Annotated in this window: 14 protein-coding genes; 5 read left to right on the forward strand and 9 right to left on the reverse strand. The window is 67.4% G+C overall.

Annotated elements, in window-relative coordinates; all coding sequences use genetic code 11:
• Positions 1-11 precede the first annotated feature (11 nt).
• From H7F16_RS15445 to H7F16_RS15475, 7 genes are all read right to left on the reverse strand, one after another.
• A complete protein-coding gene (locus H7F16_RS15445; protein ID WP_206682608.1) occupies positions 12-1,439 on the reverse strand; it encodes an amidase in 1,428 nt (475 codons plus the stop codon).
• A gap of 100 nt (positions 1,440-1,539) precedes the next feature.
• The gene (locus H7F16_RS15450; RefSeq protein WP_185798510.1) at positions 1,540-2,346 is read right to left on the reverse strand and encodes an adenylate/guanylate cyclase domain-containing protein; all 807 of its coding nucleotides are present in this window, start codon (positions 2,344-2,346) and stop codon (positions 1,540-1,542) included.
• Positions 2,347-2,356: 10 nt separating this feature from the next.
• Complete coding sequence (locus H7F16_RS15455; protein WP_185798511.1) at positions 2,357-3,337, reverse strand: hypothetical protein; 981 nt, start codon at positions 3,335-3,337, stop codon at positions 2,357-2,359.
• Positions 3,338-3,347: 10 nt separating this feature from the next.
• On the reverse strand, positions 3,348-5,714 hold the full coding sequence (locus H7F16_RS15460) for a pyridoxal phosphate-dependent decarboxylase family protein (RefSeq protein WP_185798512.1): 2,367 nt from the start codon (positions 5,712-5,714) through the stop codon (positions 3,348-3,350).
• A gap of 222 nt (positions 5,715-5,936) precedes the next feature.
• A complete protein-coding gene (locus tag H7F16_RS15465; protein WP_185798513.1) occupies positions 5,937-7,475 on the reverse strand; it encodes a phospholipase D-like domain-containing protein in 1,539 nt (512 codons plus the stop codon).
• Positions 7,469-8,182, reverse strand: a complete 714-nt coding sequence (locus H7F16_RS15470) for an endonuclease/exonuclease/phosphatase family protein (protein ID WP_185798514.1) — start codon at positions 8,180-8,182, stop codon at positions 7,469-7,471. The genes H7F16_RS15465 and H7F16_RS15470 overlap by 7 nt, the downstream gene beginning before the upstream one ends.
• A 44-nt stretch (positions 8,183-8,226) precedes the next feature.
• On the reverse strand, positions 8,227-8,916 hold the full coding sequence (locus tag H7F16_RS15475; RefSeq protein ID WP_185798515.1) for a 5-formyltetrahydrofolate cyclo-ligase: 690 nt from the start codon (positions 8,914-8,916) through the stop codon (positions 8,227-8,229).
• Positions 8,917-9,298: 382 nt separating this feature from the next.
• Between H7F16_RS15475 and H7F16_RS15480 the strand changes: the two genes are divergently transcribed.
• Positions 9,299-11,617: a Tex family protein gene (locus H7F16_RS15480; RefSeq protein ID WP_185798516.1), complete on the forward strand. Its 2,319-nt coding sequence runs from the start codon at positions 9,299-9,301 to the stop codon at positions 11,615-11,617.
• 110 nt (positions 11,618-11,727) lie between these two features.
• Here the strand turns inward: H7F16_RS15480 and H7F16_RS15485 are convergent, their stop codons facing one another.
• Positions 11,728-12,516: an enoyl-CoA hydratase gene (locus H7F16_RS15485; RefSeq protein WP_185798517.1), complete on the reverse strand. Its 789-nt coding sequence runs from the start codon at positions 12,514-12,516 to the stop codon at positions 11,728-11,730.
• A gap of 55 nt (positions 12,517-12,571) precedes the next feature.
• On the opposite strand from H7F16_RS15485, the gene H7F16_RS15490 reads away from it, so the two are divergent.
• Positions 12,572-12,991 carry a PaaI family thioesterase gene (locus tag H7F16_RS15490; RefSeq protein ID WP_241741465.1) on the forward strand — a complete coding sequence of 140 codons (420 nt, stop codon included), beginning with the start codon at positions 12,572-12,574 and terminating at the stop codon, positions 12,989-12,991.
• Between the two features lie 15 nt (positions 12,992-13,006).
• Here H7F16_RS15490 and H7F16_RS15495 read toward each other — a convergent pair whose 3' ends face one another.
• Entirely contained in the window at positions 13,007-13,375 is a 369-nt protein-coding gene (locus tag H7F16_RS15495) for a bactofilin family protein (RefSeq protein WP_185798518.1), read from the reverse strand.
• Positions 13,376-13,579: 204 nt separating this feature from the next.
• On the opposite strand from H7F16_RS15495, the gene H7F16_RS15500 reads away from it, so the two are divergent.
• The 3 genes from H7F16_RS15500 to H7F16_RS15510 all read left to right on the forward strand — a co-directional run bounded on the left by H7F16_RS15500 (position 13,580) and on the right by H7F16_RS15510 (position 16,752).
• The gene (locus H7F16_RS15500; RefSeq protein WP_185798519.1) at positions 13,580-14,560 is read left to right on the forward strand and encodes an agmatinase; all 981 of its coding nucleotides are present in this window, start codon (positions 13,580-13,582) and stop codon (positions 14,558-14,560) included.
• 54 nt (positions 14,561-14,614) lie between these two features.
• Positions 14,615-16,294 carry an amidohydrolase gene (locus tag H7F16_RS15505; RefSeq protein WP_241741466.1) on the forward strand — a complete coding sequence of 560 codons (1,680 nt, stop codon included), beginning with the start codon at positions 14,615-14,617 and terminating at the stop codon, positions 16,292-16,294.
• Positions 16,295-16,479: 185 nt separating this feature from the next.
• A complete protein-coding gene (locus H7F16_RS15510) occupies positions 16,480-16,752 on the forward strand; it encodes a hypothetical protein (RefSeq protein WP_185798520.1) in 273 nt (90 codons plus the stop codon).
• Positions 16,753-16,796: the final 44 nt, after the last annotated feature.

A 16,796-nucleotide genomic window follows, 5' to 3' on the forward strand; every position in this document is an offset into this window, starting at 1 on the left:
GTGTCGCAACGTCATGCCGTGGCAAGGGGCGGGCGGCGGGCAGCCCAGGGCATGGCCTGTTCGAGATCGCGCGCAAGGCGGAGGAGCAGGGCCTCGCCCGCGAAGGGGCCGACGATCTGGATGCCGATGGGCATGCCCGCCGCGCTTTGCCCCAAGGGCAGGCTGACCGAGGGTTGGCCCGTGACGTTGAAGGGGCCGAGATAGGTGAAAAGGCTGGTGTCGCCCTGTCCGTAACCAGCGGCCGTAAGGTCGGGGCGGGTGGTGGCAAACAGGCCGTGTTCGGGGGCGGTGACAGGCAGGGTCGGTGTAAGGAGAACGTCGTAACCTGCTGTTCGGGTTGCAATTTCCAGACGGACGCGGCGCAGGGTTTCAAAGACCTGCATGATGTCGGCGGGTGTCATCGCAAGGGTCTGCTCCAAAAGGCGCAGCGTGACGGGTTCGAGCGTGCTGTCGTCGAGCGGGCGGCCCAGTTTGCGCGCCAGCGCGGGCAGGGTGGCAAGGCCGAGGTTGAAGGCGCCCATGACGCCGGTCGCGATGTCTTCGGGGTCGACGGGCGAGGCGATTTCCTCGATGCCGTGACCGAGGGCGGACAGGGTGGCGGCGGTGGCGTCAAGGGTGGCAAGCACTTCGGGGTCCAGCGCAATCGCCCCCCATGCGCTGCGGGCGATGCCGATGCGCAGGCGCGGCGCGGGTTGGGCGAGTTCGGCAAGGAAGGGGCGGGCCGGAGGCGGGATCAGGAAGGGGTCGCCCGCTTCGGGGCCGGAAAACACGTCGAGCGCCAAGGCCATGTCGCGCACCGTCCGGCACAGGACGAAGGCGCGGGCAAGGCCGAAAAGCGCGTCTTGCCCGTCAGGCCCGCCCGAGACGCGCCCGCGCGAGGGGTTCAGCCCGACAAGACCGCAGCAGGCGGCGGGAATGCGGATCGAGCCGCCGCCGTCGGAGGCATGGGCGATGGGCACGATGCCTGCCGCCACGGCAGAGGCCGCTCCGCCCGACGATCCGCCCGCCGTGCGGTCGGGCGCCCACGGGTTGCGGGTGATGCCGTGCAGCAGGGTTTCGGTGAAGCCGGAAAAGGCGAATTCCGGCACGGCGCTGCGGCCCACGATCTTTAGCCCGGCGCTGCGGGCGCGGGTGATGAAATGGCCGTCATGGTCGGACCGGTTGCCGCGCAGAAGGCGGCTGCCGCATTCCTGAAGGCGTCCGGCCTCGGTCGCGCCGATGTCCTTGCGCAGGAAGGGCACAGCGCCGAAGGGGCCGGTGCCATCGGGCAGGGTTTCGGCGTCGTCGTAGAATTCGATCACCGCGTTGAGGGCGGGATTGACCGCGTCATGCCGCGCCCTTGCGGCGGCGGTCAGCTCGTGCGGTGCGATCTCGCCCTTGCGGACGAGGGCGGCGAGGCCGGTTGCATCGTGGGAAAGGTAGTCGCTCTGGTCCATCATCGTCCCCCTGATCCTGCCGCAGGCTAGGGGGGCGGGGCGGCGCTGCCAAGCGGCAATGCCGCCCCCCGCACCGGTTCCGGCCAAGGGGGCGGTATTGCGCCTAGGCGTGAAGCAGCGGTTGGCCGAGCGAGACGACCTCGGGCGGGTTTTCGATGCCCTTGAGGTTTTCGAGCTGTCGCGTCTGCGCGGGAACGGGGCGGCCCGCGCCCTGATAGGTGGCGGCCGAAACCAGCACCTCGCCCGGGCGGGCGGCGCCTGCCATGCGGGCCAGAAGGTTGACGTCATAGCCAAAGGCGCTGATGCCCGACATGTTGCCTGCCACATCGGCAACCGTGCCGATGTAGACGGTGCCGGTATGGACGGCCATGCCCACGTCGGCCATCTGGTGGCTGCGTCTGGCCGTCATGCGCGCGGCGAGTTCGGCGGCCTGGATCGCCTTTTCGCAATGCTTGCCGTTGACGAAGCCGGGGGGCCAGACGGCAAAGACGCTGTCGCCCTGATATTCGAGGACGAAGCCGTCCGTCTTGTCGAGCAGTTCGTGAACATCCGAGCGCATCGCCATGACAAGGCGGGCAAAATCCTTGGGGCTGGTCTTGGCGGACAGTTCCACCGAATTGCGGATGTCGATCATCATCATGGCCATCGGCACCTCGGCCCCGCCGGGGAAGGCGCCAAGGAACCCGTCGCATTTGTTGCAGTAATGCGGGTTCCGGTTCGACTGGTGCAGCCCCGTCATCCGCATCACGAAACCGCCCGCGCCGCCGAAGGGCGCCTCGCACAGTTTGCAGCGCGGCGCGCCGGGAAGCATGGAATAGCGGCGCTGTTTCGAGGCGAGGACGGGGTGGCCTTGGGCAAAGACGGTGTACCAGAGTTCGGTGTTGCCATCCTGTTTTGCGAGTTCGGTCATGTGGTCCTCGTTACGGTTTCTTCAAAAGGGAGTCGGGGGTGACCGAAACATCCAGCGCCGACTGGTCGGGGCGCAGGGTTTCGGGGCTGGAGGAGACGGCGGTGCCGAAGAGGTAGCTTTCGCCCGCGATCACGGTGAAGGCGGGAAGCATGCCGCGATAGAGCATGGTCAGATGCGCGCCGGGCTTGAAGGGCCAGTGGCCGGGCACGCAGTTTTCGGGGCCGATGCGTTCCACCCCGTCATGCGAGGCGGGGCGGAGACGGAGTGCCGGAAGCGAGGCGACGATGCCCGCCTCGATCTGCGATTCCGAAAAGCCCTTGGGGCGCTCGCGCAAGCTCAGCACATGGTCGTAGTCGGGGCCGAAGGCGGGGGCGTCGAAGCGGGTTCCGGCAAGGCGTCCGGTTTGCAGGTTGGTCATATGCGCCTCGTCGCCCTTGCCGAAGATCAGGTAGGTGGCGTGGTCGGGCTGGATGGCGTTATGGGCAAAGGGGCGGAACATCACCACGCGCTTCACCACGGCGTCGAAATTCTCGATCAGCGGGATGCAGCGGTCGCTGCTCCACGGGTAGAAATGGGGGTTGTCCTCGTCGCGTTCGGTAAAGGGGGGCAGTCCCTGAAAGATCTGCCCGCGATAGGTGGGTTTGCGGCCCGAGGCGATGTCGGGGATGGCGAATTCGTCGCTTTCCTCGTTCGAGAGGATGAACCAGTCCTTCGGGTTCTGGCGGCGGGCCTTGCGCAGGCGGGTCAGGACATCGTCGGGCAGGCCCAGTTCGAAGACGAGCTGATACTTGTGCTCTTCCATATAATACTGGGTCATGTGGACGGCGAAGATCGTCTCGTGGCCCACAAGGGTAAAGGCATGCTGGTGCGGCATGTTGTGGATGCGCGGCTCGAGCATGTCCTCTTTGGTCATGGAGTGGCCATGATGGCCGTGGTGGCCTTCGCCCTTGGGGTTGCAATGGTCGCAGGCGCAGTCTTTGGGGTGGTTCATGGGGCGTGCCTTATGCGTCTGGAGGGGTCAGGCCGTGGCGGGCCATGACGAATTGCGCGGCTTCGGTCGCGGTGTCGAAAAGCGCGTTCATCAGCGTGGTCAGGTGGCCGCCGTCGGCCTCGCCGAGCCAGGGGTTCTGCACGGTCGAGATCAGGAAGCTGATGGGCAGGCCCGCTGCCGGGGTGACGCCTGCGCGGGTTGCGAAGGTGTCGACGAAGCCCTGACCGTAGCCCGAGGGCGTGAACTGGCTTGAGGTCACGAACATCGGCGCGGTGGGGATGGTGCCGCCGTTGAAGGATTGCAGCGACAGCTTGCGATAGATGCGGTCGTTCATCTCGTTCATCAGCGCGAGGTCACGGTTGGGACCGTTCGCGGTGACGAGGTTGAAGGCATAGGTGGTGATGGTGAGGTCCGGCCCGATATCGCGGAACAGCGCGAAAAGGTTGGGGTCGTCCAGCATCGCCCCGGCCAGATCGGCGCTGGTCAGGGGGGCGATGTGGTTGGCGATATAGGCGCGCTGTTCGGCGACGTCGGCAGGGGTGCAGCCTGCGGTCTTTTCGACCGGAAGGCGCTGGAAGGGTGTCACGGTGAAGCAGGGGCCGGACAGGCCGACGAGCGAGGCGTAGAAGCGTTTCGAGTTGAAGATGCAGCGCGAGAGCAGGTCGCCATAGCCCGAACGGTCGGGCCGGATCACGAGATGAGACATGTAGACGGCGGCGGCGGCGGCACCGGGTTTGGAGCCTTCGATGCCGTAGACGCCGACGGTCGGGTCGATGCCGCCGTGGTAGACGACGGGGGCGGTGAAGGCCACGACATCGCGCATCGCGCCGTTGCGGTAGCACAGGGCCCCCGCCGGATAGGGGATGAAGCCCGCCTTGTGGGGATCGACGGTGATCGTATCGGCCTGCGGCAGGGCGAGGAACTGGCGCAGCACGTATTCCGACATCATCATGCCCGGCGATTTCGGGTCGGGTCCGGCGAGAAGAACGCTCCACGGATCGGACTCGAGCGCCGAGGCGTCGGTGGGGGTGGCGGCAAGGGGTTTGTGCCTGTCGCCCGCGGCGGCGGCCGAGGCCGAGGCCGAGGCGGCGGCTGCGGCTTCGGCGGCGGGGGCCGTGATGGCGTTGGGTGTCACCTCGGTCTCGCGCAGGAGCGATGCGAAGTAGCCGCCCCATGCGCAATCGGCGTGGACCGAGAATTCGAGGCCCTGAGCGCGGTATTCCTCGCGCAGGGCGATGATGTCGGCGAGGGGATCGACGGCGCTTTCCTCGGTCGTGCCCATGACGGCGGTGACCTGCATGACGGGAACCTGATCGTCGAGGCAGCGGTCGAGGATCGCCCGCAGGGCCACGGTGTCCATGCGGCCGTCAAGGTCGACAGGCACGGGGTGGAGCTGTTCACGGCCAAGGCCGACAAGCGCCATGCCCTTGGGAAAGGAGTAATGCGCGGTGGCGGGGGTGATCAGAAGCGGTGGCGATGTGTCGGGCAGGTAGCGGCGGTGGAAGGTGACGAGGCCGAGGCTTTGCACCGAATGCAGGGCAAGGGCGGCTTCGACATCGGCGGGGCTGATGCCGCCCACCTTGGAGATGCGGGGGGCGAGGGCGATCACCTCGTCGATGGGCAGGTTGAGCAGTTGCCACGGGCCGAGTTCGAGCAGGCGGTGGCGCTGGCCGTTCAGGGTGCGGACGGTGATGTTCTTCGCGGCGGCAAGGGGCGCTTCCTGCCGGATCGCCTGTGCGAGGGCGAGGGCGAGGTATTTCAGGTTGCGCGCGGCCCAGATGCTTTCGGCATTGGCGACCGATCCGCCGCAGGTGATATGGCCCCAGGGCTTTACCGCGCCGCCCGTGATCTGGTCGTTCGATGGCAGGCTGTAGCCGAGCATCCGGCACAGGTCGTTGCCGACCTCGATTTCAAAGAGCGTCGTCGTGGGCGAGGCTTCGGCGGCGACGTTGTTCTGGTTGTAGAGCAGCCCCGCGATATAGCCCGTGATCGCGGGAAGGGACTGGTCCCAATACATATGCGACAGGTTGCGATGGCTTGACAGCGGCACCGAGCCGCGCAGGTAAAGCAGCACATCGTCGAGGCGCTTGGTGATGAATTCCTCGGAGAAGCGCAGGCCCGGGCGGCGGCTTTCGGGGTAGATCGGCGGGTCATGCGGCATGTATTGCTTGCGCGAGTCGATCGCATGGTCGATGGCGCGGGCGACGAGGGATTTCAGGAAATCGCCATTCTCGCCCTTGGGGCCGAGGAACCATGTTTCCGGCGTGCCGTCGCCGGGGCGGCGGTCGAGCGCCAGCCTGCGTTCCTGTTGGGTGTAGGTCAGCGCGCTGAGCAGACGCCGGTGGTGACCGTGCGTGCCGGTCAGTGCGGTTGCCATCGGCGCAACAGATTTCGGGGCAGTGCTGCCCGCAGTATCATCGCTTTGCAAATTCAGTGTCCCCGAAGCCGATCACACGCCCGCGCACCTGTACGAAGGGGTGTATGGTAAAACCCACTTTGGTATGGTTGCGCGAGACTTTGCCGCAAAGCAAGAAAATTTGACCGGATGGCAAATTGCGCTAGCGGCCCGTTGCCGCGCCTGTCTCGGCGCGAGGCCGGATCAGAGCCAGTCGTGCGGCAGGCGGGCCATCAGCCCCGATGCGATGCGCCGGAAAAGCGAGGCTTCGGGTTCGGCCTTTTCGCGGCCCGGCCGGCCGTCCTTGGCGATGTTCCAGTGCAGGCGGTTGTTTTCCAGCGTGACCGAAAAGGCGTTGATCGGGCCTGTCTGGTGTTCGAACAGCGCGCGCAGTTCGGCGACGAGGACCGGTTCGCGAAAGAGCAGGCCGAGTTCGATGTTGATATAGGCCGAGCGCAGGTCGAAGTTGTGCGACCCGACGAGGGCCTGTTCGCCATCGACCACGAAGATCTTGGAGTGCAGGAGCGCGCGTTTGCGTCTGGCCCCGCGTGGCGGCGCGAATTCGTAGAGCGCGGCCCCCGAGGCCAGCAGCGGCACGCGGTAACTGCGATAGGCGGCGTGGACGGTGAAAAGATCGGTCGCGGCAAGGGAATTGGTCAGCACCCGCACCGCGACGCCGCGCGCGGCAAGGTCGGTCAGGATGGCAAGGCCGGGGCGTCCGGGCACGAAATAGGGCGTGGTCAGAAGGACTTCGGACTTTGCCGTCGACAGCAGGGTTTCGATGCTGTCGAGAAGCCACGGCCCCTTGCGGCGGCCAAAGGCCTTTTCGGGCGGGTCGGCCAGAAGCGTGACATCGGGCGTGAAGCGCAGCGGCGTGACCAGAAGGCTTTCGGCCGTATGACCCGAAAGCGCCTCGGTCCGGTATTGCTGCGAGAGGGGCGCGTTCACGTGCCGCGCCACGCGGCGGCGGTAGCGGGCCATGCTGATGCGGAACGAGCGCCAGAGCGTCAGGATGGGCAGGGAAAGACCCATGTTCCAGTAGGTGTCGAAGACCTGTTCCACCGATTGCACCAAGGGGCCTGCCAGCACCATGTCGGCGTCATGCGACAGGCGCGCGTCCGAACCCGGCGCGCCGAAGTAGGTGTCGCCGATGTTGCGCCCGCCGAGAAGGGCGAGGCGGCCGTCGGTGATCCAGACCTTGCCGTGCATCCGGCGGTTGAAGCGCGAGAGGCCGAGGCCGAATTCGACCGAACGCCGCAGCCAGTGGCCGCGGTTCAGCACGGGGTTGAACAGCCGCACCTCGACGTTGGGGTGCTGGTTGAGGCCGAGGAAGGCGAGGTCGAAGCCTTGCACGTTCACATCGTCGAGCAGCAGGCGCACGCGCACGCCGCGGTCGGCGGCGTCGAGCAATTCGCCCAGCAGCAGCCAGCCCGAGGTATCGGTTGCCCAGATGTAATAGATGAGGTCGAGGCTGCGCCCCGCGATGCGGGCGGCGTGAACGCGGGCGGCAAAGGCCTGCCGGTGCCCGAGGATGTTGGCAAGGCCGTTCTGCCCTGCCCGTGCTGCAAGAAGCGGATCGAGCATGTCGTCGAGCGGCAGCTTTGGCCCCGTGCGTGGCAGCGCCTTGCTGACAGGGCCGCGCGCCTTTTTGGCAAAGCGCGTGTAGGAGCGCAGGGCCAGAAGCGAGGCGACGAAGAGGCCAAGCGCCAGAAGCCCGAAGCCAAGCGCGACCTGTGTCAGCATTGCGGGTCGGGCAAGGTGAGCGTGGCGGTGATCGGCAGATGGTCGGAGGCGCGGCGGGCGAGCGGCGTGTCATGGACGCGCGCTTCGGTCAGATAGGCGTCGTGGCTTACCATGATGCGGTCGAGCGGCAGGACGGGCAGGCGGGCGGGAAAGCTGCGGACGGGGGATGGCGCGTGGAAGTGCGGCGACAGGGCCGCGATCGAGGCGTTGGGGCCGGTGCGCCATTCGTTCATGTCGCCCATCAGCAGCGTCGGGCGCGGGGGCAGGCGCGACAGATGGTCGAGCAGCGCATGGGCCTGCGCGCGGCGCGAGGCGGGCAGAAGGCCGAGGTGGACGCCGATCACCCTGAGCGCGATGCCCCCGACGGTCAGGTCGGCAAAGAGCGCCCCGCGCGGTTCGAGGCCGGGCAGGTTCAGCGGGTGGATCCGCTCGATCCGGCCTTCGCGCAGGAAGAGCAGGTTGCCATGCCAGCCGTGCGACGGTCCCGGGGTCTCGGGCAGGACGGGGACAAGGCCGCATTGGCTGCGGACATGTTCGAGGTCGAGAAGCCCCGCGCGGTCTCCGAAGCGGCGGTCGGCCTCTTGCAGGGCGAGGATGTCGGGGCAGAGTTCCTGCATCACCTCGGCCGTGCGGAAAATATCGCGGCGGCGGTCCGCGCCTACGCCTTTGTGGATGTTCCATGAGGCGACGCGAAGGGGCGGGGGCATGACGGGTCCGGTTGCGGTCGGGAAATCGGGCTAAGGGCTTCAGCCTAGTGCGGGTCGCGCACGGGGCCAAGGCCGGATGGTGCGGGGCGCCTGCCTGCCTCTATGCCGCATTCGGTAACGACAAGGTCGAGCGCGCGGTCATGGGGCAGGGGGTGGATCGTCGACAGCCGCGCCGATTGAAGGCCGAAGCCGATGGCATAGACCTGCGGACTTCGGGCAAGGGTGCGGTCGACATAGCCGGTGCCGAAGCCGAGGCGGTGGCCGTCGCCGTCCCAGCCGAGGAGAGGAACGAGCACGAGGTTCGGGCGTATCTCGCCTGACGGGGCGGGGGGAACCGGCAGGTTCCAGAGGCCGGGCTCCAAAGGGGTGCCAGCGGTCCAGAGGCGGTAGCGCATCGCTTCGGGCGGGTCGACGCAGACCGAAAGGCCAAGGGTCGCGCCTTGGCTGCGCAGATGGGCCAGCAGGGGCAGCGGATCGGGTTCGCCCCTGACGGGCCAGGACGCGCCGATGGTCAGGGTTGCGGGATCGAAGGGGGCGAGAAGGTCTTGCAGTGTTGCGATGATGCGTTCGGAGATGTTTTGCAGCATCGAAGGGGTCAGTCCGGCGCGTTCCTGCCGCAGGCGGCGCCTTTCGGCCTGTCGCCATGCGCTTACGTCGGCGGCGGATGTCGCATCGCCTGCGAAGGGGCGTTCGCCGATGTGGTCGGCCTGGCACGGGTCGGAGGAGAGGGTCATGGCACTGTCCGTTCGGGGGACGGGAAAGGGTTTGCCCTGCGGTCCGGTTCGGGCCTGCGGGCGGTATCGGGGCGCGGGGGCGTCGGGGTCTGTGTTGCAGGCTATGGCCGATGGCGGCTTTCGGCAAGGTTGTCGGCGTGCCTGTGCCGGTGCCGGTGCCGGTGCGGGCGGGGCAGGGGTGTTCGGGGGGTGGCGGTTCACCGTCCTTGGTCTGCCGACCTGACCACGGGACGCAGACCACGGGACCGGGGGCCAGCCCCCGGACCCCCGGAGTATTTGGCCAAGGCTGAAAGACCAAGCGCGCGCGGGCGATGCCGTCTTGGCGCAGGGCGGGGGGGCTTGTATGGGTTCAGCCTGCTTCGAGTCGCAAGAGGTGCCCCAGATGTCCGCAGACAGCCTTCGCCGTATTCCCCATGTCATCGCCGCCGAGATCGGGGCGCAGCCGGGGCAGGTGGTGGCCGCGATCGGGCTGCTGGACGAGGGGGCGACGGTGCCCTTCATCTCGCGCTATCGCAAGGAGGTGACGGGGGGGCTGGACGACACGCAACTGCGCACCTTGGCCGAACGTCTGGCCTATCTGCGCGAGCTCGAGGCGCGGCGGGCGGCGATCCTGTCGTCGATCCGCGAACAGGGCAAGCTGACCGAGGCGCTGGAAGGGCAGATCGTCAAGGCCGGAACCAAGGCCGAGCTGGAGGACATCTACCTGCCCTACAAGCCCAAGCGGCGGACCAAGGCGATGATTGCGCGGGAGAACGGCTTGCAGCCGCTGGTCGATGCGATTCTGGCCGACCGGATGGCCGAGCCTGCGGTGCTTGCGGCAGGATATCTTTGCGACGCCGTGCCGGATGCGAAGGCGGCGCTTGAAGGTGCGCGGGATATCGTGGCCGAGGGTCTGGCCGAGGATGCGAACCTGCTGGGGCGCTTGCGTGCGCATATGAAGCAGGTGGCAAAGCTGGTGTCCAAGGGGATCGAGGGGAAAGAGACCGAGGGGGCGAAGTTCTCGGATTACTTTGCACATTCCGAGGCCTGGGCGACGGCGCCGTCGCACCGCGTTCTGGCCATGCTGCGGGGTCGGAACGAGGGGTTCCTGTCGCTTGATCTTGACGTCGAGCCCGAGGCCGCGCGGGGCGAGAGCGTGGCGGAACGGGCCTGCGGGGCGGCGCTGGCGGCGGGCGGGCGCGGGGCAGGGGATGTCTGGTTGCGCGATGCGGCGGCATGGGCGTGGCGGGTGAAGATACGCACCTCGCTGACGCTGGACCTGATGGCCGAGATGCGCGAGCGGTCGGAGGAAGAGGCGATCCGCGTCTTTGCGATGAACCTGAAGGCGTTGCTTTTGGCCGCGCCGGCGGGGGGCAAGGCCACGATGGGGCTGGACCCCGGCATCCGCACGGGGGTGAAGGTCGCGGTGGTGGATGGCACCGGAAAGGTGCTGGCGACCGATACGGTCTATCCGTTCCAGCCCAAGAACGATCTGCGCGGGGCGCAGGTCGCGCTGGCGCAGCTGATCGCCAAGCACGGGGTGAAACTGATCGCCATCGGCAATGGCACGGCGAGCCGCGAGACCGAGAAGATGGTGGCGGACCTGCTGGCGGTGCTGCCGGGGGCGGAGAAGCCGGTGAAGGTGATCGTAAGCGAGGCGGGCGCGTCGGTCTATTCGGCCTCGGAGCTTGCGGCGAAGGAGTTTCCAGACCTTGACGTGTCGATCCGCGGGGCGGTGAGCATCGCGCGGCGCTTGCAGGACCCGCTGGCGGAACTGGTGAAGATCGAGCCGAAGTCGATCGGCGTGGGGCAATACCAGCATGACGTGGATCAGGGCCGGCTCGGGCGGTCGCTGGAGGCGGTGGTGGAAGATGCGGTGAACGCCGTGGGGGTGGATCTGAACACGGCCTCGGCGCCGCTTCTGGCGCGGGTGTCCGGGGTGGGCCCGTCGCTGGCCGAGGCCATCGTGGGGCACCGCGACGCGAACGGGCCGTTCAGGACGCGGAAGGATCTTCTCAAGGTGGCGCGGCTGGGGCCGAAGGCATTCGAGCAGGCGGCGGGTTTCCTGCGCATCGCGGGCGGGGCGGAGCCGCTCGATGCCTCGTCGGTGCATCCCGAGGCCTATGATGTGGCGCGCAAGATCGTGGCCGCTTGCGGGCGGGATATCCGCAGCCTCATGGGCGATGCGGCAGCGTTGAAGGCGGTCGACCCGCGGGCCTTTGTCGATGTGCGTTTCGGCCTGCCGACGGTGCGGGACATTCTGGCCGAACTGGAAAAGCCCGGCCGCGACCCGCGACCCACGTTCAAGACCGCGACCTTTACCGAAGGGGTGAACGAGATCCGCGATCTGAAACCGGGGATGCTGCTGGAAGGCACGGTGACCAACGTGGCGGCCTTTGGTGCCTTTGTCGATATCGGGGTGCATCAGGACGGGCTGGTGCATGTGAGCCAGTTGGCCGACAGCTTCGTCAAGGACCCCCATGCCGTGGTGAAGGCCGGGGATGTGGTCAAGGTGCGCGTGGTCGAGGTGGATGCCGCGCGCAAGCGCATCGGTCTGACCATGAAAAGCGACAGCGGCGCTGCCCGCGAGGCGGTGCGCGAACGCGGGCCGGTGCAGAAGGCGCAACCCGTCAAGGCGGGGAGCGGGTCGGTCGGGCCAAAGGGGGGCGCGGCGGGGGGCAATGCCTTTGCCGATGCGCTGAAGGGCAAGTTCGGGAAGTAAAGCGAAGTCTGGCGCAGACTTCGCGACGGAATTTGACGCAAATTCCGGCGGCTGGCGGCAGCGCCGGAAAATGCGTCATTTTCCGTTGCGGAATGTGCGTCACATTCCGCTTACGCCCAGTCGGGTTTGCGTTTTTCGAGGAAGGCCGCGATCCCTTCGGCGGTGTCGCGGTAGAGCGTGTTTTCCACCATAGCGGCCCCCGCCTGCGCATAGGCCTGATCAAGCGGCAGGCCAATCTGGTCGTAGAAGGTGCGCTTGCCGATCTTGACCGCCGCGGTCAGCTTGCCCGCGATCTGGAGGGCGAGGGCGCGGGTCTCTGCGTCCAGCGTTTCGGGGGGGAAGACGCGGTTGACAAGACCTGCGTCGCGCGCCCGTTCGGCTGTCAGGAAATCGCCTGTCGTCAGCATCTCGAAGGCCACGGCGGGGGGAACCTTGCGGGTGAGGGCGACCATCGGGGTCGAGCAGAAAAGGCCGATGTTGACCCCGTTCACGCCGAAGCGCGTGCCGGTGGCTGCGGTGACAAGATCGCAGGAGGCGGCAAGCTGGCAGCCTGCCGCGGTGGCGATGCCGTGGGTCTGGGCGATGACGGGCTGTGGCAGGGCGGGGATCATCTGCATCATGGCCGCGCAGCGGTCGAAGAGCGATTTGAAATGGGCGGCTCCCTTGTCGGGGGCGGCGCGGGCGGCCTGCATCTCTTTCAGGTCGTGGCCCGCGCAGAAGGCCCGCCCTTCGCCGCGCAGGATGACGACGCGGGTCCGGCGGTCGCTGGCGAGGGCGGTGAATTGCGCGGTGAGGGCCGCGATCATCGCGTCGGACAGCGCGTTGAGGCTGGCCGGGGTGTTCAGCGTCAGGATGGCGACGCCGTCCTCGTCTTGGCGGGTCAGGATCGGATCGGTCATTGCGCTCTCCTTCGGCTTTGGCGAAGCATAGGCGGGCGGGCCGAGGGAGGAAAGATTGGCGTTGGTGATGGACAAGGCGGCGTTGGCGGCATTCCTGCGCCGCGATTTCGCGCAGGTGGCAGACGATTTCCGTGTCGAACGGGCAGACGAGACGGGTGTTTGCCTGCGGCTTGTCGCGCAGGAGCGGCATCTGCGGCCCGGTGGCACGGTGTCGGGGCCTGCGCTCTTTGCCCTTGCGGATGTGGCGATGTATCTGGCGATTCTGTCGCGCCTTGGGCCGGTGGCGCTTGCGGTGACCACGAATTGCAGCATCGACTTCATGCGCAAGCCCGAGGCGGGGCGCGATGTTCTGGCCGAGGCGCGGCTGCTGAAACTGGGCCGCACGCTCGCCGTCGGGGATGTGCTGGTCTATTCGGAGGGCAAGCCCGAGCCCGTGGCGCGGGCCGGACTGACCTATTCCATCCCGCCGCGCTGAGCCGCGCCGCGCGGGTCAGGCCTTTTTGGCCAGGGTGAAACGGCCCTGGATGACGGCGCCGCTTTCGATGCTGGTCGCGGCATAGGTGATGTCTGCCTGCACCACGGCCGAGGCGCGCAGCGTGAGGTTTTCGGTCGAGACACGACCGTCGAGCTTGCCCTTGACCTCGAGTGTTTCGGCACTGACCGTGCCGTTGACGACACCTTCGTTCCCGATGACGAGGCCGCGGGCGTTGAGATTGCCGTCAAGCTGGCCGTGGATTTCCACCGAACCGGTCGAGGTCACGTCTCCGGTGATGACGAGGTCCGAGCCGAGCACCGATTTCGCCGCGTTCGGGCTGGTCGGGCGCGGGGTGGGGGCGGGGGTATCGGTCTTGCTGAACATGGAACTGCCTTTCGCGTTGCGCCCGATAAGGCGGCAAGGGGGGCGACGGGTCAAGGGGCGGGTGGGCCGCAGGCGGCCGTCTGCCCGAGAATTGCGGCAGGCCTGTCGCGGGATGCCCGCCGCCGCGGGTCGTTTCTGGGCCTGACAAGGGGGGGCGGGCAGGGTTTGATGGCGCCGAGAATCAGCGCAAGGCAGGGACGACGCATGACAGGTGGTTTGGGGAACGACTTTTTCCGTCCGGTATCGGGGTTCGACCTGCCGCGATTCGCGGGCATACCCACCTTTATGCGGCTGCCCCATGTCGGTCTGAATGATCCGCGGCTGGCCGAGGTGCAGATCGGGCTGATCGGCGCGCCCTGGGATGGCGGCACGACCAACCGTCCCGGCCCGCGCCACGGGCCACGGCAATTGCGCGACCTGTCGACCATGATCCGTGCGCAGAACGGGGCGACATGGGTGGCCCCCTTCGAATTGGCGCGCTGCGCCGATCTGGGGGATGTCTCGCCCAACCCCGGCGACCTGATGGACAGCATGGCGCGGATGACCGCGTTTTACGACCGCGTGGTGGCGGCGGGCATCCTGCCGCTGACGGGGGGCGGGGACCATCTTTGCAGCCTGCCGATCCTGCGGTCGGTCGCCAAGGCGCGCCCCGTGGGTATGATCCAGTTCGACAGCCATACCGACCTGAACGACATCTATTTCGGAACCAGCCGCTACAACCACGGCACGCCCTTCCGCCGCGCGGTCGAGGAGGGGCTGATCGACCCGAGGCGCTATGTGCTGATCGGCATCCGTGGCACGGCCTACGGGCGCGAGGATTGGGATTTCGCCGCTGCGAACGGCATCACCATCATTCCCATCGGCGATTTCCATCGCCGCGGGGTCGAGGATGTGATGGCCGAGGCGCGCGCCATCGTCGGCAGCGGGCCGACCTATGTCACCTATGACATCGATTTCGTCGACCCGACCTTTGCCCCCGGCACCGGCACGCCCGAGGTGGGCGGCCCGAATTCGTGGCAGGCGCTGGAAGTGGTGCGGGCCTTGCGCGGGCTTGATATCGTCGGGGCCGATCTGGTCGAGGTCTCGCCCCCGTTCGACGCCTCGGGGGGGACGGCATGGCTGGGGGTGTCCATCATGTTCGAGCTTTTGTGCGTGATGGCCGAGCGGTTGGCGGCGGGGCGATAGGGGGGCTGGCCCCCCTGCGCCTTGCGGCGCACCCCCCAGAGTATTTGGACAAAGATGAACACGGGTGCAGGAATGGATGTCGATCTGGTGATAACGAATGCGCGGGTGCTGACGATGGACGCGGGGCGGCCCAGAGCCGAGGCCGTGGCCCTGCGTGGCGGGCGCATCGCGGCGGTCGGCGGGGCCGAGGTTGCGGCACTTGCGGGGCCGAAGACGCGGGTGATCGATGCCGGAGGGCGGACGCTGCTTCCCGGTTTCGTCGAAAGCCATCTGCATCTGGTGCTGGGCGGGGCCGAGCTGGTGCAGTTGCAGATCGGTGGCGTGACGGGGTTCGCGGCGCTGAAGGCGGCCTTTCTGGACTATGCCGCCCGGAACCCGCAGCGCAGGCTGCTGATGGCGCAGGGGGCCGCCTATGACATTCTGGGTGCAGCCGTCACGCGGCATGACCTTGACCGCGTCATCGCGGACAAGCCCATCGCCATGATGTCGCCCGACCACCATACGGTCTGGGCCAATACGATGGCGCTGGAACAGGCGGGCATCCTGCGGGGGGCGCAGATGCCGGCAGGGCACGAGGTGGTGATGGGGCCGGACGGCACCGCCACGGGCGAGTTGCGCGAGTTCGAGGCCTTTGGCCCCGTGCTGGCCCTCGGGGGCGAGTCGCATCTGCAGCTTGGCATCGCCACAGGTGGCGAGCCCGACCCCTGGCCGGATGCCGCGACCTTTGCCGCCGATCTCGACAAGGTGGCCGCAGGGCTTGCGCATTGCGCGGCGCATGGCATCACCAGCATGGTGAACATGGACGGCAACCGCTACACCTGCGCGCTTCTGGCGGCGCTCGAGGCGCAGGGGCGGCTGACGGCGCGGGTCAAGGTGCCCTTCCACATGAAGCCGCATATGGACCTGTCGGAACTGGAGCGCGCCAGTGCCATGCATGCCGAATTCAACGGCGACTGGGTGCGTTCGGGGTTCGTGAAGATGTTCATGGACGGCGTGGTGGACAGCCGCACCGCCTATATGCTGCACGACTATCCCGGGGTTCCGGGGCATCGCGCCGCGCCGCTGTTCCCGCCCGGGCGGTTCGACGCCATCTGTGCCGAGATCGACCGCAGGGGATTGCAGATCGCCGTCCATGCCATCGGCGACGGCGCGGTGCGCCAGACCATCGACGGGTACGAGGCCGCCGCAAGGGCCAACGGGCTGCACGACATGCGCCACCGGATCGAACATATCGAGCTGATCGACCGCGCCGATATTCCGCGCCTCGGGGCCTTGGGGATCACGGCGAGCATCCAGCCGCCGCATCCGCCCGGCGTGATGGATTTTCCGCTGAATACGATGGAGACGGTCTATCACCGCGACCGCTGGCGCGATGCCTATCTGTGGAAAAGCCTCAAGGATGCGGGCGCGCCGGTCGCCTATGCCAGCGACTGGCCCGTGACCGACGTGTCGGTGATGCGCGGCATTCAGGCCGGGCTGACGCGCGTGCCCTTCGAAGGGACGACGGACGAGCGGCTTTCGCTGATGGAAACCCTGCACGCCTATACCGCAGGCGGGGCATGGGCTGCGCATTTCGACGATATCACCGGCACCTTGCGGACGGGGATGGCGGCCGATCTGGTGCTGATCGACGGCGACATCGAGGCGATCCCGCCCCATGCCATCGGCGCGACGCCGGTCGCCCTGACGATCGCAGGCGGGCGCATCACCTATGCGGCCGAAACCTTCGCCTGACGGCGGGCAGGGGAAGGGGCAGGGGCAGGGGGCGAGTCGCCGGAACGGTGCGCGGGGGCAGGGATTCGCCCCGCGCGCCGCCGGAAGGACGCAATCTTTGCGACGATCCGCGAAACGGCCAAGCGAAATCCGGCCCGCCTGACCCTTTCAGCCCCAGTTTTTCTTGAGTTGCCGAAAAAATCGTCATGTCGCTGTCACTTTCCCTCTTGCGGCTTTCCGCACCCTTCCGTAAATACCGCCTCACCGAAGACGACGGGACGCTGGAAAGCGGAAGGTCGGGTTCGGAAGCGGTGGCGAAAGCCAGCGCGACATACGATCTGGATGTGAGGCGGGACGGCGCTGGAGTTACAGCGTTCGGCTTGTTTTTTGTCTGGTGCTCTTTGACAATTGAATTGATGAAGGGATATGCGGGCGGTTTGGGCGCATCGGCGTCTGATCGCAGCATATCGGCTCACTAGGGGCTTTCGAGTTCCGATGATGTGAGTGTCAGCTTCACGGTTTG

Source organism: Paragemmobacter straminiformis (assembly GCF_014243445.1).
GTDB lineage: Bacteria > Pseudomonadota > Alphaproteobacteria > Rhodobacterales > Rhodobacteraceae > Paragemmobacter > Paragemmobacter straminiformis.